The organism is Bradyrhizobium sp. UFLA05-89, from assembly GCF_059803475.1.
The window spans coordinates 43134-65021 of record NZ_JBANBA010000029.1; the positions used below are offsets into that span (position 1 = coordinate 43134).

Sequence of the window (21888 nt, forward strand, 5' to 3'; positions counted from 1 at the left end):
CCATGGCAGGGCCCAAGGAACAGCCACTTCCGCCTGACGTGATTGGACGCGAGGACGCGATCGAGATTTTGCGCGTGTTCGTGCTCGACGGCGGGCTGTCGATGGCGTTCCAGCGTGCCTTCGAGGAGCCTGACATGTGGGGCCTCTTGCTCGTCGATCTCGCTCGTCATGCCGCGCGCGCCTACGCGCGCGAGAGCGAGATGAGCGAGGAGGATGCGCTCGGCCGGATCCTCGACATGTTCGAGGCCGAGATCGAGCGTCCGACCGATCTCGGCACCACGACGCCGCGCGGTCAGAAGGGGCACTGAGCGTGGCGATCGAATCCCATCACTGCGATGTCATGCTGGAGGCGATCGGCGAGGCCGAGGCCTTCCCTGGCTCCAAAAATATTCTCGACAAGCTCGGCATCCCCTGGATCGATCTTGCCGACGACCGCTCCATCGCCATGATGAAAACGTGGCGTTCCAATCCCGCCAATGAGCGCCTGTGGCAGGGCGACATCGGTAACTAATCCTGGTCTGTTCGTCTTCCGGTGGGTCGGGAGACGACGTTTTGAGAAGTTCTTCGTGAGGTCAGCATGCCCATCAACATCCTGATGCCCGCTCTCTCGCCAACGATGGAGAAGGGCAACCTCGCCAAGTGGCTGAAGAAAGAGGGCGACAAGGTCAAATCCGGCGACGTCATCGCCGAGATCGAGACCGACAAGGCCACCATGGAGGTCGAGGCGATCGATGAAGGCACGATCGCCAAGATCCTGGTGCCCGAGGGTACGCAAGACGTACCGGTCAACGATGTCATCGCCGTGCTTGCCGGCGAGGGCGAGGACGTGAAGGCCGCGGGCGCTGCCAAGCCCGCCGCGTCGGCTGCGCCGCCGAAAGCCGCGGAAGCACCGGCTGCCGCCCCAGCCCCCGCACCGGCTCCGTCGACGGCGGCACCGCCTCCCGCTGCTGCTCCTGCGGCACCGGCTGCGCAAACCAACGGCCAAGGCGGCCGCGTGTTCTCCTCGCCGCTGGCGCGCCGTCTTGCCAAGGATGCGGGGATCCAGATCGCGATGGTCACCGGCACCGGCCCGCACGGACGTGTCGTCGCGCGCGACGTCGAGCAGGCCAAGTCCGGCAAGGGCCTGAAGGCGCCGGCAGCGGCGCCGTCCGCTGGACCGTCAATCGCGCCGACCATGTCGGACAAGCAGATCCTGGCGCTGTTCGAGCCGGGCTCCTACGACATCGTCCCGCATGACGGCATGCGCCGCACCATCGCGCAGCGCCTGACCGCGTCGATCCAGAACGTCCCACACTTCTATCTCACGATCGACTGCGATATCGGCAAGCTTCTGGTCGCGCGCGAGGAGATCAACGCGGCAGCTCCAAAGGACAAGGAGAAGAAGCCGCTCTACAAGATCTCGGTCAACGATTTCGTCATCAAGGCGATGGCGGTCGCGCTGCAGAAGATCCCGAACTGCAATGTGAGCTGGACCGAATCCGGCATGGTCAAGCACCACCATTCCGACGTCGGTGTCGCGGTGGCAATGCCCGGCGGCCTGATCACGCCGATCATCCGCAAGGCAGAGACCAAGACGCTGTCCACCATCTCCAACGAGATGAAGGATTTTGCGACCCGCGCGCGCTCGCGCAAGCTGAAGCCTGAGGAGTACCAGGGCGGCACCACCGCGGTATCGAACCTCGGCATGTTCGGCATCAAGGACTTCACCGCGGTGATCAACCCACCGCATGCGACGATCCTTGCGGTCGGCACCAGCGAGGAGCGGCCTGTGGTGCGGAGCGGCAAGATCGAGATCGCACAGATGATGAGCGTGACGCTGTCCTGCGACCACCGCGCCATCGATGGCGCGCTCGGCGCCGAGCTGATCGGCGCGTTCAAGCAGCTCATCGAAAATCCCGTCATGATGATGGTGTGAGCCGCGACCGGTGAATACGTAGGGTGGGCAAAGGCGCAACGCGCCGTGCCCACCTTTTCATAGCGTTGGAAGGCGGTGGGCACGCGTCGCTTTGCCCACCCTACGAAGTCCAGTTGAATGGGAGCCGCAATGGCCGACACATCCTTCGACGTCATCATCATCGGCTCCGGCCCCGGCGGCTACGTCACCGCGATCCGCGCCGCGCAGCTCGGCCTCAAGACCGCGATCGTCGAAAAGTCCTATCTCGGTGGCATCTGCCTGAACTGGGGCTGCATCCCGACCAAGGCGCTGCTGCGCTCGGCCGAGATCTACCACTACATGCAGCACGCCAAGGATTACGGCCTGTCGGCGGAAAAGATCTCGTTCGATCCGAAGGCGGTGGTGCAGCGCTCGCGCGGCGTCTCGAAGCGGCTGAACGACGGCGTCGGATTCCTGATGAAGAAGAACAAGGTCAGCGTCATCTGGGGCGCCGCCTCGATCGACGCGCCCGGCAAGGTTACGGTGAAGAAGTCCGACGTCGAAGGGCCGAAGGGTTCGCTGGGCGAGGGGACTTATCAGGCCAAGCACATCATCATCGCGACCGGCGCGCGGCCGCGCGTGCTGCCGGGGCTCGAGCCCGACAAGAAGCTGGTCTGGACCTATTTCGAGGCCATGATCCCGGAGCGTATCCCGAAGTCGCTGCTGGTGGTCGGCTCGGGCGCCATCGGCATCGAGTTCGCGTCCTTCTTCCACACCATGGGGTCCGACGTCACCGTAGTCGAGGTGCTGCCGCAGATTCTGCCTGTCGAGGACGCGGAGATCGCGGGCCTTGCACGCAAGCGCTTCGAGAAGATAGGCATCAAGATCATGTCCTCGACCAAGGTGACGAAGCTCGACAAAAAGGCCGACAGCGTCGTCGCCACCATCGACGACGGCAAGGGCAACCCTGTCACGACCGAGTTCGAGCGCGTGATCTCCGCCGTCGGCGTCGTCGGCAACATCGAGAATCTCGGCCTCGAAAAGCTCGGCGTCAAAACTGATCGCGGCTGCATCGTCATCGACGGCTACGGCAAGACCAACGTTCCTGGCATCTACGCCATCGGTGACGTTGCCGGTCCGCCCATGTTGGCTCACAAGGCCGAGCATGAGGGAGTGATCTGCGTCGAGGCTATCAAGGGCCTGCATCCGCACGCCATGGACAAGAACATGATCCCGGGCTGCACCTATTGCCATCCGCAGGTCGCCTCCGTCGGCCTCACCGAAGCCAAGGCCAAGGAGAGCGGACGCGAAATCCGTGTCGGCCGCTTCCCCTTCGTCGGCAACGGTAAGGCGATCGCGCTCGGCGAGGACCAGGGCCTCGTCAAGGTGATCTTCGACAAGAAGACCGGGCAGCTCCTCGGCGCCCACATGATCGGCGCGGAGGTCACCGAACTGATCCAGGGCTACGTCGTCGCGATGAACCTCGAGACGACCGAGGAAGAGCTGATGCATACGGTCTTCCCGCATCCGACGCTGTCGGAAATGATGAAGGAAGCCGTGCTGGATGCCTACGGGCGGGTGCTGAATATCTGACCGCTGTCGTCATTGCGAGCGTGGCGAAGCAATCCAGAGTTCATCCGCGGAAACGGTCTGGATTGCGTCGCTTCGCTCGAAATGACGGGCGCGGAGAGGCCATTGGCATAAGAAGAAAGAAATAAGCCATGAAAGACAACGACAACCTCACCATCGAACGCCCGACCTTCGTCACGCATCTCGAATGCGCGATGGAGGGCGATCACTATCCGGCCGACCAGGTTCACAATCTGTCGAAAGCCGGCAAGCCATTGCTGGTGCGCTACGACCTCACTGCGGTGAAGAACGCGCTGACCAAGGAGGCGCTGAGCCAGCGCCCCGCCGACATGTGGCGCTACCGCGAACTGTTGCCGGTACGAAAGTGCAAGGACATCGTCTCGCTCGGCGAAGTGACCACGCCGCTGATCCGGCTGCCAAAACTGTCGCAAAAGCTCGGCGGCGGCGAGATCATCGTGAAAGATGAAGGCCGCCTTCCGACCGGCTCGTTCAAGGCGCGCGGCCTCGTCATGGCGGTGTCGATGGGCAAGGCGCTCGGCATCAAGCACATGGCGATGCCGACCAACGGCAATGCGGGCGCGGCACTTGCTGCTTATGCGACCTCCTGCGGCATCAAGACCACGATCTTCTGCCCCGCCGATACGCCGGAGGTGAACGTCAGCGAGATCGAATTGCAGGGCGCCACCGTCTATCGCGTCAACGGCTATATCGACGATTGCGGCAAGATCGTCGGCGAGGGCAAGGCGAAGGTCGGCTGGTTCGATACCTCGACGCTAAAGGAGCCGTACCGGATCGAGGGCAAGAAGACGATGGGGCTGGAACTCGCCGAGCAAATGGGCTGGGACGTGCCCGACGTGATCTTCTATCCAACCGGCGGTGGCACCGGCCTGATCGGCATGTGGAAGGCGTTTGATGAGCTCGAGAAGATCGGCTTCATCGGATCGAAGCGCCCGCGCATGGTTGCGGTGCAGGCGTCCGGCTGCGCGCCCATGGTGCGGGCCTATGAGAAGGGCACCGAGCACGCAGCGCGCTGGGAGGATGCCCACACGATCGCCTCGGGAATTCGCGTGCCGCAGGCGATCGGCGATTTCCTGATCCTGCGCGCCGTGCGCGAGAGCAAGGGCTTTGCCATCGCGGTCGATGACGACAAGATCTCGTCGGCGCTGAGCGAGGTCGCGCGTGAGGAGGGGCTGCTGTTGTGTCCCGAGGGTGCCGCGACCTACGCCGCCTACAAGCAGAGCCTCGCAGACGGCCGCGTCGCCAAGAACGATCGCGTTATGCTGTTCAACTGTGCGACCGGCCTGAAATATCCGCTGCCGCCGGTCACCCGCACGCTCGACCGGCACAAGCCGATCGACTTCTCGCAGTTCTAGCGCGGGCTCGTAGTTCTCCCTCTCCCCGCAAGCGGGAAGAGGTGAAAAGAGACGCTGTAGGAAGACGCAGATGCGAAAGATGATCTGGGCCGCTCTGTTCGCAATCCTTAGCGCGACCGGCGCCACGCGCGCCGACACCTATCCCTCACGTCCGATCACCATCATCGTGCCGTTCGCGGCCGGGGGGCCGTCGGATGCGATGGCGCGCGTGCTCGCCGAGCGCATGCGGGCGAGCCTCGGCCAGGCGGTGGTGGTCGAGAACGTCACCGGGGCCGGAGGCTCGATCGGGGTGGGGCGCGCCGTGCATTCGGCTCCTGACGGCTACACCATCTCCTTCGGCCATCTTGGTACGCACGTGGCCAATGGCGCTGTCTACAAGCTTCCTTATGATCTCGTCGCCGATCTCGAGCCGGTGGTGCTGCTGCCTAGCAATCCCATGATCGTCGTCAGCAAGAACGCCGTGCCGGCAACATCGCTGAAGGAACTGCTCGCCTGGCTGAAGTCTCGCCCGGAGCCCGCGACCGCAGGCACGGCCGGTGCGGGCTCCGGCAGCCACATCGCCGGCGTCTATTTCGAGAGCGTTTCCGGCATCAAGCTGCAATATGTACCCTATCGCGGCACGGGGCCGGCGCTGAACGACCTCGTCGCCGGCCAGATCGACATCATCGTCGACCAGACCTCCAACTCCATCAACCAGGTTCGCGCCGGCACCATCCGTGCCTACGCGATCAGCGACAACAAGCGCCTGGCGTCCGCGCCCGAAATCCCCACCGCCGATGAGGCCGGATTGAAGGGCTTTCAGATGACGCTGTGGTCAGGCCTTTGGGTGCCCAAGGGCACGCCGCAGGAGATCATATCCAGGCTCAACGCCGCGGTGGTGGAGGCGCTCGGCGATGCCGCCGTGAAGAAGCAGATGGAAAATCTCGGCCTCGAAATGCCGCCTCAGGACCAGCTCACCCCCGAAGCGCTCGGCGTGCGGCAGAAGGCCGAGATCGCCAAGTGGTGGCCGATCATCAAGGCGGCCGACATCAAGGTGGATTGAGGCGGGCTTGAGCGTGCTGCCTGACGTTCCGACCTCATCCTGAGGAGGGCGCAGAGCGCCCGTCTCGAAGGATGGCCGCTGGCGACAGCGGGGGCCTTCATGGTTCGAGACGGCCGCTTCGCGGCCTCCTCACCATGAGGATAGAGATCACGCCGTGGCGTCGGCCCGTCCTCCGAGCGCCATCTCCAGGCATTGCATCAGCTCCGAGGCGACGAACGGCTTACCAAGGAAGCAGAGTGCGCCGGCCCTCAGCGCACGTGCGCGCACGCTTTCATCCGGAAAGGCCGTAATGAATATGAACGGCGTGGCCGAGCCCCGGGTACGCATCTGCGTCAACAGGTCGATGCCGGACATGACCGGCATCTGCACGTCCGCAATCACGCAACTGGCGCCGTTCAGATCGGTCGAGCCCAGGAACTCTTCGGCCGAGGCGAATGTGTGGACAACGTATCCGCGCGACGCCAGAAGATTGTCGATCGCGGCCCGCACATAGGGATCATCGTCGAGCACCGAAATCACTGAAGGCGCTGACAAGATGTCCGCTCCCGAGCTGCCTGCCGCCGCGCGCCGGCCGGGAGTCAAGGTGGGCCCATCAAGCGAGATTTGGAACTCATACTTAGGTTTGTTCGTCCCGCTTGGCATTCTGAATCCCGAGCGCCTCGTTCATTTTCACCAGCTCGGCCAGCGACTTGGCACCCATCTTCCGCATGATCTGGCCGCGATAGATCTTGACGGTGATTTCGGCCAATCCGAGTTCGGCGGCCACGTGCTTGTTCATCAAGCCAGACGCGACCAGGGACAGCACGTCCCGTTCCCGCGGGGTGAGCGACTCGAAGCGGGACCTGACGTTCGACACCGTTTTCTCAATCTCGCGGCGCTTGCGGTCGCGCTCGATCGCGGCCTGGACCGCGTCCAGCATGTCCTGGTCGCGCACCGGCTTTGTCAGAAAGTCGACCGCGCCACTCTTCATGGCCCGGACGGTCATGGGTATATCGCCATGGCCGGTGATGAAGATGATGGGTGTGTGGATGTTTGCCTTAGCGAGATCGGCCTGCAGGTCGAGGCCGCTCAGTCCCGGCAGGCGGATATCCAGCACCAGACAGCTGGGGACCTCCGGCGGTTTGCTTTGCAGGATCTCCTGCGCCGAGCCGAATGCAGCAGCCCTGAGGCCGACCGATTCAAAGAGATTGATGAGCGCCCGGCGCACCGACGGGTCATCGTCGACGACCAGGACGATCGGCTCATTGTTATCGGCCTGCGGCAAGGAGGGCGCGGGGCGATCGGTCACGAAGCTTCCTCCCGATGCAAGGGCAGGGTGATCTGAAACGTCGCGCCGCACCCCTCATTGGGCGAGACCGACAGTCGTCCGCCGTGTGCCTCGACGATGGAGCGGCAGATCGAGAGGCCCATGCCCAGGCCGCTGGATTTGGTGGTGAAGAACGGTGTGAACATCCGATCAATCGCATCGGCAGAGATGCCGACGCCACGGTCCGTAACGCTTACCAGCACTGATCCATTTTTATCCGGACCGGAGCGGATCAACAGCTCACGCGGGTGGTCCTTGACGCCTTCCATCGCTTCGATCCCATTCATGATCAGGTTGATCAGCACCTGTTGTAACTGGATTCGGTCGCCGAAAATGTTGGGTAGTGCTGATCTCAACTCCATTCGCACCGATACGGCGTGGCTGGCCATCTCGCGCTGAACGAGCGCGACCGCCTCGCGAACGACCCCGTTGACGTCGAGCGGAACCATCTCGATGTCGGTTCTCTTGGCAAGTGCTCGGACGTGACGGATCACCTCGCTGGCGCGGTTGCCATCCTCGATGATCCATTCCACCGAGCGGCGCGCCCCTTTCAGATCGGGGGGACTACGCTGCAGCCAGCCGATGCACGCGTCGGCATTGGCCATCACGGCGGCGAGGGGCTGATTGAGTTCGTGAGCAATCGAGGCGGTCAGCTCGCCGAGCGTCGTGACGCGCGTCACATGGGCAAGCTCGGTCTGCGCCTTGCGGAGCGCCTGTTCAGCCTGGTCGGCGCGGATGGCCGCGGTCACATCGGTGCAGACGCCACGATAGCCGAGGAAATTGCCGTTGGCGTCGAAAAACGGCTTGCCGCTGGTGCGAACATAGGTCGGCTGTCCGTTCCGGTCTTTGCTCCGGTACACGAGGTCGCGAAACGGAGCGTGTGCGTCAAGTGCCGCCCGATGCTGTTGCCACTTCTCCGGTTGGAGCGCGGCATCGGGAGCAATGTCCCAACGTCTGAGCCCGACCGCCCAGAAAGGGGCCATGCCGGCCGTTTCGAGATGTTCGGAGACGCGGGTGACGCGATGGTCGGGCCCTGTCTCCCAGAACCAGTCGGACGCGGTTTCGGCATAGTCGCGGAAGCGCTGCTCGCTTTCGCGGAGTCGCCGTTCTGCCTCCTTGGCCGGGGTGACATCGCTCACCGAGCCAACGAACTCGACGCTACCACCGGCGTCTCGCAGGGCGCGGGCCACCGCGCGAACATATTTCACGGCGCCGTCGGGCATCACGAGCCGGTATTCGTGGTCGTAATCGCAACCCTCGCGCATCGCGCGCCCTGTGGTTCGTCGCACCGCGAGCCTGTCGTCCGGATGGATACGCTGGAGCATGAAGGGGATCGTGGGCTTCTCAGCCTCGTCGCATTGGAAGATGCGATATGTCTCCTTCGACCAGGTGATCTCGCTGGTCGCGGCCTTCCAGCCGAAGCTGCCGGTGTGGCTCAATTCCTGCGCCTGCGAGAGGTAAGCCTCGCTCTGTCGCAGCGCATTCTCCGCTTCCTTGCGCTCGGTGATGTTCTCGCAGGCGACCAGCACGATCTGCTTGCCACCAGCCTGCGGCATGGCCTTGGCGTTCTCGCGTACCCACAGGACCGAGCCGTCCTTGCGCACCTTCCGAATTTCCCAGGTATGTGACTGACCGACGGTCCCAAGGCACAGCGCAACGCATTGGCGGACGAAGCCGCGGTCTTCCTCGAAGAACACACCCAGCACCGATTGGCCGATCAGCTCCGCTACCGTATAGCCCAGTTGCGCAGCGCCGAACGTGTTCACGTTCACCACGGTTCCGGCAGGATCGACCATGAAATACATGACCGGGTTGTGCTCGAAGACCTGCTGCCATTGCGTCATAGCCTCGTGCAGATCGGCATTGCTGGATTTGACGATCGGCCTGAAGCGGCCGGTCCGCCGTTCGCTGAGGGCCCGCTGGATCAATCCCGACCCGATCAGGCACGCGAAAAGGAACGGAGCGATCACCAGGCGATCCTGCGGATCGGAGATGCGGAAATCAAAGAGGGGCGGGGCGGAGAAAAAGTCGAGCGCGGCAACGGCGAGGAGAGTGAGGAGAGCGGAGGCAAGGAAGCTGTCCATGACTGCGAACAGCAGGATCACCACGAGATAGCAGAACGCGGTCGCGGCGAGCCCGACCTGGAGGAAGAAACAGGCCGCGGTCACCAGCGCCAGCACAACGCAACCGAAGACGAATTGCGCTGCTGACTTCCAGATTTGTGCTATCTGGCCAGGCTTCATCGCAGACAGTCTCGGGTCATCTCTGCGGTGAATGCAAGTAGACCACGTTGCAACAACGTCGGCAATTCCCCCCGACCAAAGTCGGGTCGATGGCAAGGGCACGACGTGTCGCCTTCGGACCTGCGGCTCGCTATGCGGCCCGCCGCGAACGAAGCGCGGTTATGCTGGCCAGCGATTCGCGGAAGCCGTGCAGCCGGCGCATCGTGCGCCGTCTCGTTGCGAAGAGCATTGGCGCAAACCCCGGGCGACTACGGGACAAACCTAGGTATAGCTCGCCCATCCCTAGTCATGTCGGTCATTTACCTCCGTACAATTGAGAATGTTGTGGCTGACGGACTAGCCTCATGACCGATCGGGAAAGGTCGATGGTGCTGCCGCTGGCGGCGATCGCGAAAGAACCGGGTCTCAGGCGCAGGGTTCAAGCGGTCTCACCGACGGACGCAGGACGAAAGGCCAAGCGGCTGCGTTGCTCGGGATGTCGCCATGAGAGTGAAACTCTGCGTTCGCTGCCCGTACGTTCCGCAGGATCTGGCGGACCGCAACGACGCTTACGCCGCGCTTCATCTGTGCGTGCCGCAATAACGAAACGGCGATTCCCGCGATCCATTACGCGTCTGCTGTCCAGAGAAGGGAGCAGGTCGACGAACGAGGGAGAGAACAATGTGCGACAAGTCCGAGCAGTCTGAGTGCGAGCAGTCTGACCGCCGTCTTTCAGACCAGAGCTGTGCCGTCTGCAACAGGCAGTTTGGCTTGATCCGATACTATTCCTGGCGAACCGCGCTTTGTTCCAAGAAGTGCCTCGATCGTTTCCGTGCGCGCAGCGAACGCGACCGCCGTTGGTTGTTTCGAGCTCAAGTGGCGTAAGTTTTAGCCGGAGAGGTTGGCCGTTCAGCAATTCTGATCCATGAGGCTGCGTGTGAACCCATCGTGCAAGCTTCTCTTATCGGGCGTTCTCCTCCTTGGCCTCACTGCGGCGGTCCGGGCGCAGGAGGTAGGGCAAGGTGCGGCCCATCGCCAGCATCCTCCTCAGGATCAGGCTCTGCACGAAAAGTTCTATTCGACCTGGCACATGCCGGATAACCCGGCGCTCAGCTGCTGCAACAACGCAGACTGCTACCCGACCGACATCAGGTACGAAGACGGCAAGCTTTACGCTCGCCGCCGGGAAGACGGCAAATACATCCCGGTCCCTGCCCAGAAGGTAGAGCGGAACAGGGACAACCCGGATGGCCGCAACCATCTTTGCGCGCCGCCTCCCGCGCTTTCTCCGCTGGATACTGTCTACTGCTTCGCATTGGGAGGTGCCACATGAGGTTCGCCTTCGTCTTGGTGAACGATAGGACGCCGTTCCGGCAAACCTGGTGCTTGCAGTGCTGCGAGCGCATCCGCGGCAGCTATCTTCGAGAGATCGGAACACGTCTGCCCTATTGCGACTATGAATGCTACGCGCTGCTTCGTGAGGCCGGGGCGGAGCGGCAGGAGCGCGCGAGGGCGGCCTCATGAAGTTCGTGGTGGTCAATCACGAGCCGCCGTCGCGCGAGGCCGCGTGCAGCACCTGCTCGCAGCCGCTCCAATCGGGCTATATCCGGCATGCGCGAACGCAGCGCCGGTACTGTGACCATGATTGCTACCGCCAAAACGAGCTCGCGACGCTGATGATGGAATGGTCGATGCCCGGTCTCACAGGGACGCGGGCCACCGAAAACATCGCGACCGTCGCCAGTCGCGTCATCGAAGTCCTCGCAGTCCTGGGGGCGGTGTCGTGCTGGAGCTCTACGATACAGATGTGGACTTTCTCGCGAGTATTGACCGACGCATGTTTGGGCGCTCACGACCTGATGGCGATGGAAGGAGGTGATAGCGAGCCACGCAATTGAGCCCGCGTGGGGCCGCAGTCACCAGACCTGAGAGGCGCCTCGTCCAGCCCCGGAGGCGTCGACCAGCGAGGGTGGGTTAGCAGATGGCGTAACCACCACGCCCCCTCCACATCGTGGTGGGTCACGCTTCGCTAGCCCACCCACGGCTCCAAAAGTCAATCAAAGTCGATCCAAGGCAAGGCTCAATCCGAGAGTCAATCCGCGCCGGTGAAGCTCGCAGGCGTTGCCGCTGCAGGTCTTGCGCGGACCTCCTGCGTCACCACGCGCCCGTCGGACTTCGCCGCCACCGCGCCGGCGTTCTCGAACCGGGCACGGTAAACCAGGACGTTCTCCATCACGCGCTGGACATAGTTCCGCGTCTCGGACAGCGGAATGCGCTCGACCCAGTCGACCGGATCGATCTTGGGGTCGCGGGGATCGCCGTGCGCCTGCACCCAGTCCCTGACCCGGCCACGGCCGGCATTGTAGCCGGCGAAGGTCATGATCTGGTTGCCGCGGTATTCCGACAGTAGCGCGCTGAGCTCGGCCGCACCCATTTGGGTGTTGTAGACGGGATCGGAGACCATGCGATCCCAGTCGTAGCTGACGCCGAACCGCTTGGCGGTGTCGCGCCCTGCCTCCGGCGTGACCTGCATCAGCCCGACCGCGTTGGCTGGCGACTTGTCGCGCTGGTCGAACGCGCTCTCGGTGCGCACCACCGAATAGATCACGCTCGTCTCGATTTCGGGTGCGACCTGCTTGTGCGGGGGAATGCCGATGGTCGGGAAGGCGTAGTGGTCGAGCGCGAGCCCGCGAGCGAGCGCCAGCTTGCCGATCTCCAGCATCGCGTGGGCGTCGTTGCGCCGGCCCGTGAGCTCGCCGAGCGCTTCGAGCGCGGCAACGTCGGTGCTCTCTCCGGCAAAATCGGCGACGAAGGAGAACGCAACGTCGCGCTCGCCGACCTCGTAGAGCATGTCGGCCGCGCGCACGCGCTCATCCGAGGGCTGTGCCGTGTCGGAGGCGAGCACGGGCGAGGGCGCGCGCAGATCGATGCGTTCAAGGCCGAGCCTTGCGCGTGCGAGCTGGCCGTAATAGGCGGTCGAATAACGGGCGGCCACCTGGTAGCTCCGAAGCGCGTCGGCGGCTGCTCCCAGGGCTTCCGCCGCGCGGCCGCGCCAATAGTGCCCCCGTGACAGCGCGATCGGGTTGGCGGAGCCGCCGTCGATGGCGGCAAAGTGCGTCAGCGCCGTCTTGGGATCGTCGAGATAGCGCAGCGCAATCCAGCCGCACATGAAGTGATAGTCGATGCGGTAGACTTCCATCGCCGGAACGGCGGCCGCGCGCACCACGTCGTAGGCCGTCCTGAACCTGCCCTGGTCGAGCAGCTTGCGCGCCAGGAGCCGGCGCTCGCGCCACCAGGCATCGGTGTCCTGGAGCGCCATGGTGTCGGGAGAGGCCGCGAGGATGACCTGCGCCGCGTCGTCGATGCGGTCTTTCAGCATGTGCCATTGTGCGCGGCACAGCGTGTAGCCGAGATCGCGGCGCGCATCCGCCGGCACGTCCTCCAGATAGTCCTGGGCCTTGGTCTCCTTGCCGCTGACCGCGGCGCAGGCCTTCACGATGGCAAGCTCGTCGCTGCCGAGACGCTTTGCGGCGCGCCGTGCCGCGCCGTAGTCCCTGGCGCCAAGCCGCTTGTCCATGCGGGCGCGATGGTCATCCGCGGTCAAAAGTTCGCCGAACGTCTCGTAAGCGTCGCTCTCGGTGCGCTCGGACAATTCCTCCGCGCGCCAGGCGTCACGCACGAGCCTTGCGGCTGCGTCGCGATCGCCCTCGGCCAGCAGCACGCGCGCGAGCGCGAACTTGCCTTTGGGGCTCTGCGGCCGGTCGGCGGTGAACTTGTGCACGGTCGCTGCATCGCTCTTCTCCTGCCAGAGCCGCGCCTCGGCGCGGCGACGGAACGAGGCGATGCTCGGCCAGTCCGGATTGGCGGCAGTGAACGCGACGTAACGATTGAAGTCGGCGGTCGTCTCTGAGTGCCGCAGGATGAACCATTCGGCGAGCTTTTTCCCGGCGGGATCGGCGATGCGGTTCCTGGCCGCGGTGGCGTCATCGGTCTTGGCCTTGCGCGCCAGATCGATCGCGTCCTTCAGCGCGGCGAGGTCGCCCGTCAGCGGCGGCCTCGAGGGCTTCTCCGAGGGGTCCTCGTCCTGCTTCTTCGATTTCCGTTTCGCTTCGGCATGCTTGCTGTGGCGATGCTTGCTGGCCGCAGCGCTGCGCTGCTTGCCGGCCTTCGCCTCATGCGTCTTTTTCGGACCGGATTGCTTGTTATGGCCTTTCGCCGCCGCCTCTGTCGAGACGAGCGCAAGTGCAGCCATGGCGAGGAAACACGCAAGCGAGCGTAGGCACTGGTTCATTCCATGGTCCCCCTGCGAAACCATCAGCACAAACCAAGATCCGCGACGTGATGCGGGCTTGAGCGACTCAAACGATAGCACGGCCTCGTTTGATCCATGTCACGCTCCGGCAACATTGCGGCAAAAATGCCGCCGAAATCGAACCTGAGAGCTTTTGCAACTCACGCTCAGCATGGCACGGGCCGCTCCGTGAAATCGTAAATGCGTGTTAACCTTTGATGGATTGCGCCAGCGGCTATCGCAAAAACCCCTGCGAAGCAGCCTTCAAGACCAGATTGCGCGTGTTTCAGGCTACGGTTCCGGTGTATGGAGTCGCAAGGTTCCTCAATCCCAAATGACCCAAGCCCGCCATGCCGATTTTCAACCAATCGATCAGGCGCAAGATCGTCGGCATCGCCCTCGGCCTGATCGTGCTGATGGTGGTCACCTCGATCCTGTCGATGGTGATGTCGAGCCGGGTCGGCAATCTCCTCGATGAGCTGACCAACCGGTATATTCCCGCCTATGGCGACCTGGCGCGTGCCAATGTCCGCTCGCTGGAGCGGGCGCTGGCGCTGCGGCGCATGGTGATCGCCAAGATGCAGACGCCACCGGACGAGGAAGGCTTTGCGGCCCGCCTGCGCGACTACAGGCAGACGGACGCGCTGGTCGTCAAGGAGGCCGAAGCTGCGCGCAAATTGATCAACGCGATCATCGAGGACGAGAGCACGCCGTCGGACAACGCTGCGCTCGGAAGGATCGACGCCAGGATCGAGAACGCTCTTTCGGAGCTGCGCCGCGAGCTCACCGAGGCCGACACAAGGCTGCTGAAGCAGCTCGACGCAAAGGACTTCGCCGCGGCGCGTGATACGATGACCCAAGTCGATACGCTGCGCGATGTGTTCAACCAGCGGATCGACACGATCCGCGCCGACATGCTGGGGCAGGTGTTCGCGAGCACGAGGGCGGTGATCCGCCACCAGACGCAGACGATCGTTATCTCGGCTTTGGTGACTCTGCTTGCGGCGATCGTCGGGCTCGCCTTCGCGCTCCTGGTATCGAGCGGCATCACGCGTCCGGTGCGGCTGCTGCTCGCCGGCACGCGCGAGGTCGAGGCGGGCCGCTTCGACCATACGATCAGCGTGTCGACGCAGGACGAGATCGGCGAGCTCGCCGCCGCCTTCAACCGCATGATAGAGCAGCTCCGCCGCAACGAGCGCATCCGCGAGACCTTCGGCCGCTACATCGACCCGAAGGTGGTGCAGGGGCTGATCGACCGGCCCGAGGTCGCGGTCGACGGCCAGCGGCGTGTGATGACCATCATGTTCTGCGACATGAGCGGCTTCACCTCGATGAGCGAGGGCATGACTCCGCGTGGTCTCGTCAAGGTCATGAATCACTATTTCACGGTCATGTCGGAACCCATTCGGGCCAACCGCGGCGTCATCGACAAATATATCGGCGACGCCATCATGTCCTATTGGGGCCCGCCTTTCATCGAGGAGGCCGAGCAGGCGCAACTCGCCTGCCATGCCGCGCTCGACATGGCCGACCAGGTGCCAGCGCTTCAGAAGCAGCTCCCCGATCTCCTCGGCATCCGCGCCATGCCGGCGCCATGCGACCTCAGGATCGGCATCGCCACCGGCGAGGTTCTGACCGGCAGCATCGGCTCGGAGCTGATGATGAGCTTTACCGTGATGGGCGATGCGGTGAATCTCGCCTCGCGGCTGGAGGCGGCGAACAAATTTTACGGCACCCGCATCCTGATCTCGCAGGCGACCGCCGCGGCGCTCGGTGTAAGCCTCGAGCTGCGCGAGATCGACCGCCTTGCGGTTGTCGGCCAGAGCATGCCGCAGCCCGTGTTCGAGGTGATGGGCAAGGCCGGCGCGCTCCCGCAGGAGCAGATCAGCCTGAGGGCGCACTATGCCGAAGGGCTTGCGGCGTACCGCGGTAGCCGCTGGGACGAGGCCCGGAACGCCTTCAACGCGGCGTTGGAGAGCGTTCCCGGCGATGGTCCGTCACGTACACTGCTCGCCCGCCTCGACAGGCTCCAGGCAGATCCACCCACCGCCGATTGGGACGGCGCCTGGCGGATGGAGCATAAATGATCCAGACGCGTTGCTCCGAATGAGTTGAGCCGGTCCAGGTTCCGCCTCGAGGTGTGCTATGAAGGCGCCCGTGAATTTACGGAGTGATCCATGAAGAAGGGCGATGTCATCTGTCCGCATTGCAAGGCGGGCTTTCGGCGGCTTGAGCTGGCGACGGAGCCGCCGACGACCGGCGAATACCGCTGCCCGGCCTGCGACGAGGTCGTGGAGAAGTTCGACGGTCTCGCCTTCGTGGCCTACCGTCTGACGATCCAGCCCTCGACGAAGGGTATCCGCGCGTAAGGCTGCGTTCTCTGCCGGCAATCGTGCGGCGCTCCAGCATCCCTGAGATGCAGTAAACCCGACGCGCGCTTCGGGCGAGACCGCGCTGGGTAAAAAATTGATTTAGTCAGATAACGATGTTGGCCGTGACCTATTTCGTGAGCTTACGCTGATCCTCTTCGAAGGCGTTTTACGGGGACACGCCGATGACGGAACTTCAGGACAGGCTGGAACGGTTTGAGACGCTCACCGCCGAGTGCGAGCTGATCGCCAAGCTGGCGACCGACAGCGCAAAGCGGGAGTTCTACCTCAAGCTCGCGGATCACTACTACGAGCTGGCGGCCGACGCGCGGCGGGCGATCGCGCCCAAAGCTGCGGCGTGACGCGGGCCGAAAGCCGTTCTTAACACTTGGCGCGCATCCTCTGGGGATGTGAGGGCTGATCGCGCCACGATTCCTCACAGCTGGGAATGCTGGAGCCTATTGCCGTGCAACGGCTCCAGGAACTGTCCTTTGCAGGTCATCCCATGCGGGCTGTTGTAGTCATCTTGCTTTCACTCATGACGGCGGCCTGCGAGCCGGAGCAGGACATCACCGGCTCGACCGCTGTTTGCCCGCTGCGCAGCTACAGCTCCTACAATGCCAGGGACATGAATCAGTGCGTCGCCGCCTGCAAGTCCTGCGATCGCGGCACGACGGTGACCTGCACGACTGCCTGTACGCTGAAGGGCGCCCGGTGAGGAGCGCTGCTCGCGCGTGATCCGACAAGGCTCTCTTCATCGGAGACGGGAGGCCAAGGGCGATGCTTTTCGACGGTCCCCTTCGTTCCGAAACGCCGGCGCCCGGCCGTACATCAGCGCCCGCCACAGCCATTCGATCGGTCCGTAGGCAAAATGCGTAAGCCAAAGCCGGCTCACCACCACCTGTGCGGCGTAGATCGTCACGACGAGAAGCAGGCCGACCGCCGAGCCGAGCTTGCCAAACAGTCCGAGGCCATAGCCGTAGAAGATGAAGCCGAGCACGACCGACTGGACGATGTAGTTGGTGAAGGCCATGCGTCCGACCGGCTCGGCGAAGCGGAGCAGCCTTGCGCCGGCTGACGTCCGTTCGGCGGCGATCACCAGGACGGCGTATCCCGACGCCAGGACGATCTGGCTGGCCGAAGTCGCAGACGGGTGCGCCAGCCGCGCCAACAGCAGGCCGCCCGCGATGGCCGCGAGGCCGGCGATCGCCAGCAGATTTCGGCGTCCGGCCGCCTCAGTGAACAGCCTTCCTCTCCAGCATAGAATGCCCACAAGGAAGAGGCCGATCGTGCGCGGAAACACGTAGAGATGCAGCGGCAGAAAGGCTGGGAGCTCCTGCAGGCGCAGCGCCAGCACCTCCGCAAAGCTTCCGTTTGCGTAAGTCTGGTTCGCTGTCCTCACGAGCGCTGCCAGGGTCGTCCGATCGGGGAAGGCGATGAGAGACGGCAGCACCGGTTGCAGCACATAAAAAATCAGCATGATTGCCGCCGCGATCGCGATCATCCAGCGCGGCGCCCATAGAAGGGGCAGCACGACCAGGCCGGCCAGCGCGTATTCGGTGAGGATATCGCCGTTCCAGATCAGGACCAGGTGGATCACCCCAAATAGCAGCAGCACGAGCAGCCGCCGGACGAGGAGGCGCGCCCGTTGCGGCGAGGTGCCGAGCCGGTCGAACTGGATGGCAAGGCCCACGCCGAACAGGAGCGAGAACAGTGCGAACGCCTTCATGTCGACGAACAGCGCGAGCGCCGCGTCGACGACGCCGTTCAGCGTCGGGTCCGGGCTTGAGAGGAGAAGCTGCCGAAATATCGATACGCGAAACTCGGTCTCGAGGTTGATCGCCAGCACGCCGAACAGTGCCAACCCCCGCAACGCGTCGATCGCGCCCACCCGATGCGAGGGATCCGTCGGCGCATTCGCCATTGTGAGGTCGGTTGCGAATTCCACGGCGGCGTCAGTAGGGCAAGCACGGCGGTCGGCGAAGCGCGCCGCGGGAACGAGAAGACTCGTCCTCTTCTGATCATCCGTCATGAGCTGCGACTCAGCTAGGGGGAATATTCATGGTTAGGCCTGAACTGGGATGCACGCAGCACGCCTCAACACCGGGGGTTGTGACCAAGTGATCTTCCGATGGTATCAAGGTAGTCTTGATCGTGTCTCGGGAGCCACGATTGTGCTATCGAAGCAACACTTGTTCCGGATTTAACCGTCATTGCGGTTCGTTCTCATCCGCGCCGCTTTTTGGCCACACCCCTCCATGAATAAAATCTCCATAAATTTTTCAGGGCTGCGGCGCTCGCAACAGCGAAGGAAAAAATCCCAGGGTTCATTCAAATCTTGGGCGTTGTTTTCCGGGTCTGACAAGGGTTGACCGAGGAAACTGGTTCACGATGGACGCCAAGACGAACATCAAGCAGAGGCTGCCGAGCCGTCACGTGACGGAAGGCCCTGCGCGTGCGCCCCATCGCTCGTACTTCTACGCCATGGGTCTGACCACCGAGCAGATCCACCAGCCCTTTGTCGGCGTTGCCTCCTGCTGGAATGAAGCCGCTCCCTGCAACATCGCACTGATGCGCCAGGCGCAAGCGGTGAAGAAGGGCGTGGCGTCGGCCGGCGGCACGCCGCGCGAGTTCTGCACCATCACTGTCACCGACGGCATCGCCATGGGCCATGACGGCATGCGCTCCTCGCTGCCGTCGCGCGAATGCATCGCCGACTCCGTCGAGTTGACGGTTCGCGGTCACGCCTATGACGCCCTCGTCGGGCTCGCCGGCTGCGACAAGTCGCTGCCTGGCATGATGATGGCGATGATCCGTCTCAACGTGCCTTCGATCTTCATCTATGGCGGCTCGATCCTGCCCGGCAACTTCCGCGGGCAGCAGGTTACCGTTCAGGACATGTTCGAGGCCGTCGGCAAGCACTCGGTCGGCGCCATGTCCGACGAGGACCTCGACGAGATCGAGCGCGTGGCGTGCCCCTCGGCGGGCGCCTGCGGCGCGCAGTTCACCGCCAACACCATGGCGACGGTTTCGGAAGCCATTGGGCTTGCGCTGCCGTACTCGGCCGGCGCTCCTGCGCCCTACGAGATCCGCGACGCCTTCTGCATGACCGCAGGCGAGAAGGTGATGGACCTGATCGCTGACAACATCCGGCCGCGCGACATCGTCACCCGCAAATCTTTGGAAAACGCGGCGGCCGTGGTCGCGGCCTCCGGCGGCTCGACCAATGCTGCGCTGCACCTGCCTGCAATCGCGCATGAAGCCGGCATTAAGTTTGACTTATTCGACGTCGCCGAAATCTTCAAAAAGACACCTTATGTCGCGGATTTGAAGCCGGGCGGCCGTTATGTCGCCAAAGACATGTTTGAAGTTGGTGGCATCCCGCTTCTGATGAAGACGCTGCTCGACAACGGCTTCCTGCACGGTGATTGCCTCACTGTGACGGGCCGGACGATCGCCGAAAATCTCAAGAGCGTGAAATGGAATCCGCACCAGGACGTGGTGCATCCGGCGGACAAGCCGATCACCGTTACCGGTGGTGTGGTGGGTCTGAAGGGCAATTTGGCGCCAGAAGGTGCGATCGTGAAAGTCGCGGGAATGTCCAACCTCAGGTTTACCGGCCCAGCCCGGTGCTTTGACCGTGAGGAAGACGCTTTCGAGGCGGTCCAGAAGCGCACCTACCGGGAAGGCGAAGTCATCGTGATCCGCTACGAGGGGCCGAAGGGTGGTCCCGGCATGCGGGAAATGCTCCAGACCACCGCAGCGCTGACCGGCCAGGGCATGGGCGGCAAGATCGCGCTTATCACCGACGGCCGGTTCTCGGGCGCCACCCGCGGCTTCTGCATCGGCCATGTCGGCCCCGAGGCGGCGATCGGCGGCCCGATCGGGCTGCTCGAGGACGGCGACATCATCGAGATCGACGCGGTCGCCGGCACTCTTAACGTAAAATTGAGCGACGATGAGCTGGCTCAACGCAAGACCAAATGGCGTTCCCGCGCGACTAACCATACGTCGGGTGCGCTGTGGAAATATGCTCAGCAGGTAGGACCGGCGATCGGCGGGGCAGTGACCCATCCGGGCGGCGCGCACGAGAAACAGTGCTATGCGGACATCTAGGCGTACCATAGTTGCGTTTGTGTTGGGGGTCTCCGCGCTGGCCGCGCCGGCGCTCGCCTTCGACGGTGCGCCGGTCAATCCGCAGGATGCGGCCATCCCGGTCGTCTCACCGGCGCCGGGTAGCGCCGCGGCGCTGCGCAAGGGCGTGCCACCGCCTGCAACCAATCCCGATGCTTCCTTCACCGCACTGCAATACGCCGCAGAGGGCGGTCACCCCATCGCGCAGTGGAAGCTTGGGCGGATGTACGCCAATGGCGAGGGCGTCGCCCAGGATGATCTGCGCGCCTTTGACTATTTCAGCCGGCTCGTGAACGCACATGCGACCGACAGCCCGTCGCTGCCGCAGGCGCCGATGGTGGCGAACGCCTTCGTCGCGCTCGGCCGCTATTACCTCAACGGCATCCCCAACTCGAAGGTGAAGCCGGATGCAGAGCGGGCACGTGAGCTGTTCTCCTACGCGGCGGCCTATTTCGGCAACGCCGACGCGCAGTATGATCTTGCCCGGCTCTATCTGAAATCGCCGGACGCCTCGCGCGACGCCTTTACGCAAGGTGCGCGGTGGCTGGGCCTTGCCGCGCAGAAGGGCCAGCACGAGGCACAGGCGCTGCTCGGGCAGATGCTGTTCAATGGCGATCGCCTGCCGCGGCAAGCCGCGCGCGGCCTGATGTGGCTGACTCTGGCGCGTGATAGCGCGGGTCCAGACGAGACCTGGATCAAGGAAAGCTACAATCGCGCCATCACAAAAGCCTCCGATGACGAGCGCGCGATGTGCCTGCAAATGCTCGAGCAGTGGGTGCAGGGTCGGCGAGACTAACAGTCGCGACTGATCGGCAGCCTTACGCCGCCTCGAGATCCAGATCCGCCCACACCGGCACGTGGTCCGACGGCTTCTCCCAGCCGCGCACATAGCTGTCGATCCCGACATTGGCGAGCTTGTCGCTCGCCTGCGGCGACATCAGGAGATGGTCGATCCGCAAGCCCTGGTTCTTCTGCCAGGCGCCGGCCTGATAATCCCAGAAAGTGTAGAGCCCGGGCTCGTCGGTGACCGCCCGCAACGCGTCGGTGAGCCCAAGGCCGAGCAGGGATTGAAAACTCTCCCGCGTCTCGGCTTTGAACAGGGCGTCTTCGGTCCAGGCGGCGGGATTGTGGACGTCGCGGGCGGCGGGAATCACGTTGAAGTCGCCGGCGAGGATCAGCGGCTCCTCGGCCTTGAGACGCTCCCTCGAATACTCAAGAAGCCGCGACATCCATTTGAGCTTGTAGGGATATTTCTCGGTGCCGACCGGATTGCCATTGGGCAGGTAGAGGCAGGCGATCCGCAGGACGCCCTGCTTCAGCGTCACCACGCCCTCGAGGAAGCGGGCGTGCGCATCCTCATCATCGCCGGCAAGCCCTGACTTGGTCTCGTCGAACTTGAGCTTGGACAGCAGTGCCACGCCGTTGAACGTCTTCTGCCCATGGGTGACGACGTTGTAGCCGAGCGCCTCGATCTCCAGCCGCGGGAAGGCATCGTCGACGCATTTGATCTCCTGGAGGCAGACGATGTCGGGCGCGCACTCCTTCAGCCAGGTCATCAGATGCTCGATCCGCTGCCGGACCGAGTTCACGTTCCAGGTGGCGATGCGGATCGTCATGAGGGGGATACTCCAGGCTGGGGCACCGTTAGAACAAACTGCAAACGCAGCCGTCAAGGATGGGCCGCCGGG

Annotated in this window: 21 protein-coding genes; 14 read left to right on the top strand and 7 right to left on the bottom strand. The window is 63.7% G+C overall.

Features of this window, described 5'->3' with window-relative positions:
• Positions 1-2: 2 nt before the first annotated feature.
• From SO139_RS17395 to SO139_RS17420, 6 genes are all read left to right on the top strand, one after another.
• Entirely contained in the window at positions 3-308 is a 306-nt protein-coding gene (locus tag SO139_RS17395; RefSeq protein WP_449382335.1) for a DUF5076 domain-containing protein, read from the top strand.
• 2 nt (positions 309-310) lie between these two features.
• A complete protein-coding gene (locus tag SO139_RS17400) occupies positions 311-511 on the top strand; it encodes a hypothetical protein (RefSeq protein WP_449382336.1) in 201 nt (66 codons plus the stop codon).
• 66 nt (positions 512-577) lie between these two features.
• Positions 578-1915 (top strand): pyruvate dehydrogenase complex dihydrolipoamide acetyltransferase, encoded by a 1338-nt coding sequence (locus SO139_RS17405; RefSeq protein WP_449382337.1) that lies wholly within the window; start codon positions 578-580, stop codon positions 1913-1915.
• A gap of 129 nt (positions 1916-2044) precedes the next feature.
• Entirely contained in the window at positions 2045-3466 is a 1422-nt protein-coding gene (gene lpdA, locus SO139_RS17410) for a dihydrolipoyl dehydrogenase (protein ID WP_449382338.1), read from the top strand.
• Positions 3467-3594: 128 nt separating this feature from the next.
• Positions 3595-4836 carry a threonine synthase gene (locus SO139_RS17415; protein WP_449382339.1) on the top strand — a complete coding sequence of 414 codons (1242 nt, stop codon included), beginning with the start codon at positions 3595-3597 and terminating at the stop codon, positions 4834-4836.
• A gap of 70 nt (positions 4837-4906) precedes the next feature.
• Entirely contained in the window at positions 4907-5878 is a 972-nt protein-coding gene (locus SO139_RS17420; protein WP_449382340.1) for a tripartite tricarboxylate transporter substrate binding protein BugD, read from the top strand.
• Positions 5879-6025: 147 nt separating this feature from the next.
• Here the strand turns inward: SO139_RS17420 and SO139_RS17425 are convergent, their stop codons facing one another.
• The 4 genes from SO139_RS17425 to SO139_RS17440 form a co-directional block, all read right to left on the bottom strand.
• Positions 6026-6412: a response regulator transcription factor gene (locus tag SO139_RS17425; protein ID WP_449382341.1), complete on the bottom strand. Its 387-nt coding sequence runs from the start codon at positions 6410-6412 to the stop codon at positions 6026-6028.
• 82 nt (positions 6413-6494) lie between these two features.
• Positions 6495-7166, bottom strand: a complete 672-nt coding sequence (locus tag SO139_RS17430) for a response regulator transcription factor (RefSeq protein ID WP_449382342.1) — start codon at positions 7164-7166, stop codon at positions 6495-6497.
• Positions 7163-9427 (bottom strand): PAS domain S-box protein, encoded by a 2265-nt coding sequence (locus SO139_RS17435; protein ID WP_449382346.1) that lies wholly within the window; start codon positions 9425-9427, stop codon positions 7163-7165. Before SO139_RS17435 ends, SO139_RS17430 begins: the two co-directional genes overlap by 4 nt.
• Positions 9428-10367: 940 nt before the next feature.
• The gene (locus tag SO139_RS17440; RefSeq protein WP_449383278.1) at positions 10368-10667 is read right to left on the bottom strand and encodes a hypothetical protein; all 300 of its coding nucleotides are present in this window, start codon (positions 10665-10667) and stop codon (positions 10368-10370) included.
• A 68-nt stretch (positions 10668-10735) separates the two neighbouring features.
• Here SO139_RS17440 and SO139_RS17445 point away from each other — a divergent pair, with 68 nt between their 5' ends.
• Together SO139_RS17445 and SO139_RS17450 are read left to right on the top strand one after the other, a co-directional pair.
• Positions 10736-10930, top strand: a complete 195-nt coding sequence (locus SO139_RS17445) for a hypothetical protein (RefSeq protein WP_449383279.1) — start codon at positions 10736-10738, stop codon at positions 10928-10930.
• Positions 10927-11304 (top strand): hypothetical protein, encoded by a 378-nt coding sequence (locus SO139_RS17450; RefSeq protein ID WP_449383280.1) that lies wholly within the window; start codon positions 10927-10929, stop codon positions 11302-11304. The genes SO139_RS17445 and SO139_RS17450 overlap by 4 nt, the downstream gene beginning before the upstream one ends.
• A 194-nt stretch (positions 11305-11498) precedes the next feature.
• On the opposite strand, the gene SO139_RS17455 is transcribed toward SO139_RS17450, so the two are convergent.
• Positions 11499-13697 (bottom strand): lytic transglycosylase domain-containing protein, encoded by a 2199-nt coding sequence (locus SO139_RS17455; protein WP_449383281.1) that lies wholly within the window; start codon positions 13695-13697, stop codon positions 11499-11501.
• A gap of 350 nt (positions 13698-14047) precedes the next feature.
• Here SO139_RS17455 and SO139_RS17460 point away from each other — a divergent pair, with 350 nt between their 5' ends.
• The 4 genes from SO139_RS17460 to SO139_RS17475 all read left to right on the top strand — a co-directional run bounded on the left by SO139_RS17460 (position 14048) and on the right by SO139_RS17475 (position 16784).
• Entirely contained in the window at positions 14048-15784 is a 1737-nt protein-coding gene (locus SO139_RS17460) for an adenylate/guanylate cyclase domain-containing protein (RefSeq protein ID WP_449383282.1), read from the top strand.
• Between the two features lie 90 nt (positions 15785-15874).
• Entirely contained in the window at positions 15875-16066 is a 192-nt protein-coding gene (locus SO139_RS17465; RefSeq protein ID WP_449383283.1) for a hypothetical protein, read from the top strand.
• Between the two features lie 185 nt (positions 16067-16251).
• A complete protein-coding gene (locus SO139_RS17470; RefSeq protein ID WP_449383284.1) occupies positions 16252-16428 on the top strand; it encodes a hypothetical protein in 177 nt (58 codons plus the stop codon).
• Between the two features lie 143 nt (positions 16429-16571).
• Positions 16572-16784: a hypothetical protein gene (locus SO139_RS17475; RefSeq protein ID WP_449383285.1), complete on the top strand. Its 213-nt coding sequence runs from the start codon at positions 16572-16574 to the stop codon at positions 16782-16784.
• Positions 16785-16820: 36 nt separating this feature from the next.
• Here the strand turns inward: SO139_RS17475 and SO139_RS17480 are convergent, their stop codons facing one another.
• A complete protein-coding gene (locus SO139_RS17480; RefSeq protein ID WP_498540302.1) occupies positions 16821-18014 on the bottom strand; it encodes a DUF418 domain-containing protein in 1194 nt (397 codons plus the stop codon).
• Between the two features lie 443 nt (positions 18015-18457).
• Between SO139_RS17480 and ilvD the strand changes: the two genes are divergently transcribed.
• Complete coding sequence (gene ilvD / locus SO139_RS17485) at positions 18458-20182, top strand: dihydroxy-acid dehydratase (protein WP_498540303.1); 1725 nt, start codon at positions 18458-18460, stop codon at positions 20180-20182.
• Positions 20169-20996, top strand: a complete 828-nt coding sequence (locus SO139_RS17490; RefSeq protein WP_449383288.1) for a tetratricopeptide repeat protein — start codon at positions 20169-20171, stop codon at positions 20994-20996. Before ilvD ends, SO139_RS17490 begins: the two co-directional genes overlap by 14 nt.
• Positions 20997-21018: 22 nt before the next feature.
• On the opposite strand, the gene xth is transcribed toward SO139_RS17490, so the two are convergent.
• A complete protein-coding gene (gene xth / locus SO139_RS17495; protein WP_449383289.1) occupies positions 21019-21816 on the bottom strand; it encodes an exodeoxyribonuclease III in 798 nt (265 codons plus the stop codon).
• Between the last annotated feature and the right edge of the window lie 72 nt (positions 21817-21888).

What these genes read in the sequence shown, in the direction of transcription:
- SO139_RS17435 (WP_449382346.1), bottom strand. Translation starts at nt 9,427, where the DNA reads ATGAAGCCTGGCCAGATAGCACAAATCTGGAAGTCAGCAGCGCAATTC.
- SO139_RS17415 (WP_449382339.1), top strand. Translation starts at nt 3,595, where the DNA reads ATGAAAGACAACGACAACCTCACCATCGAACGCCCGACCTTCGTCACG.
- SO139_RS17460 (WP_449383282.1), top strand. Translation starts at nt 14,048, where the DNA reads ATGCCGATTTTCAACCAATCGATCAGGCGCAAGATCGTCGGCATCGCC.
- SO139_RS17405 (WP_449382337.1), top strand. Translation starts at nt 578, where the DNA reads ATGCCCATCAACATCCTGATGCCCGCTCTCTCGCCAACGATGGAGAAG.
- xth (WP_449383289.1), bottom strand. Translation starts at nt 21,816, where the DNA reads ATGACGATCCGCATCGCCACCTGGAACGTGAACTCGGTCCGGCAGCGG.
- SO139_RS17470 (WP_449383284.1), top strand. Translation starts at nt 16,252, where the DNA reads ATGACGGAACTTCAGGACAGGCTGGAACGGTTTGAGACGCTCACCGCC.
- SO139_RS17475 (WP_449383285.1), top strand. Translation starts at nt 16,572, where the DNA reads ATGCGGGCTGTTGTAGTCATCTTGCTTTCACTCATGACGGCGGCCTGC.
- SO139_RS17440 (WP_449383278.1), bottom strand. Translation starts at nt 10,667, where the DNA reads ATGGTTGCGGCCATCCGGGTTGTCCCTGTTCCGCTCTACCTTCTGGGC.
- SO139_RS17395 (WP_449382335.1), top strand. Translation starts at nt 3, where the DNA reads ATGGCAGGGCCCAAGGAACAGCCACTTCCGCCTGACGTGATTGGACGC.
- SO139_RS17450 (WP_449383280.1), top strand. Translation starts at nt 10,927, where the DNA reads ATGAAGTTCGTGGTGGTCAATCACGAGCCGCCGTCGCGCGAGGCCGCG.
- ilvD (WP_498540303.1), top strand. Translation starts at nt 18,458, where the DNA reads ATGGACGCCAAGACGAACATCAAGCAGAGGCTGCCGAGCCGTCACGTG.
- SO139_RS17465 (WP_449383283.1), top strand. Translation starts at nt 15,875, where the DNA reads ATGAAGAAGGGCGATGTCATCTGTCCGCATTGCAAGGCGGGCTTTCGG.
- SO139_RS17455 (WP_449383281.1), bottom strand. Translation starts at nt 13,697, where the DNA reads ATGAACCAGTGCCTACGCTCGCTTGCGTGTTTCCTCGCCATGGCTGCA.
- SO139_RS17490 (WP_449383288.1), top strand. Translation starts at nt 20,169, where the DNA reads ATGCGGACATCTAGGCGTACCATAGTTGCGTTTGTGTTGGGGGTCTCC.
- SO139_RS17445 (WP_449383279.1), top strand. Translation starts at nt 10,736, where the DNA reads ATGAGGTTCGCCTTCGTCTTGGTGAACGATAGGACGCCGTTCCGGCAA.
- lpdA (WP_449382338.1), top strand. Translation starts at nt 2,045, where the DNA reads ATGGCCGACACATCCTTCGACGTCATCATCATCGGCTCCGGCCCCGGC.
- SO139_RS17420 (WP_449382340.1), top strand. Translation starts at nt 4,907, where the DNA reads ATGCGAAAGATGATCTGGGCCGCTCTGTTCGCAATCCTTAGCGCGACC.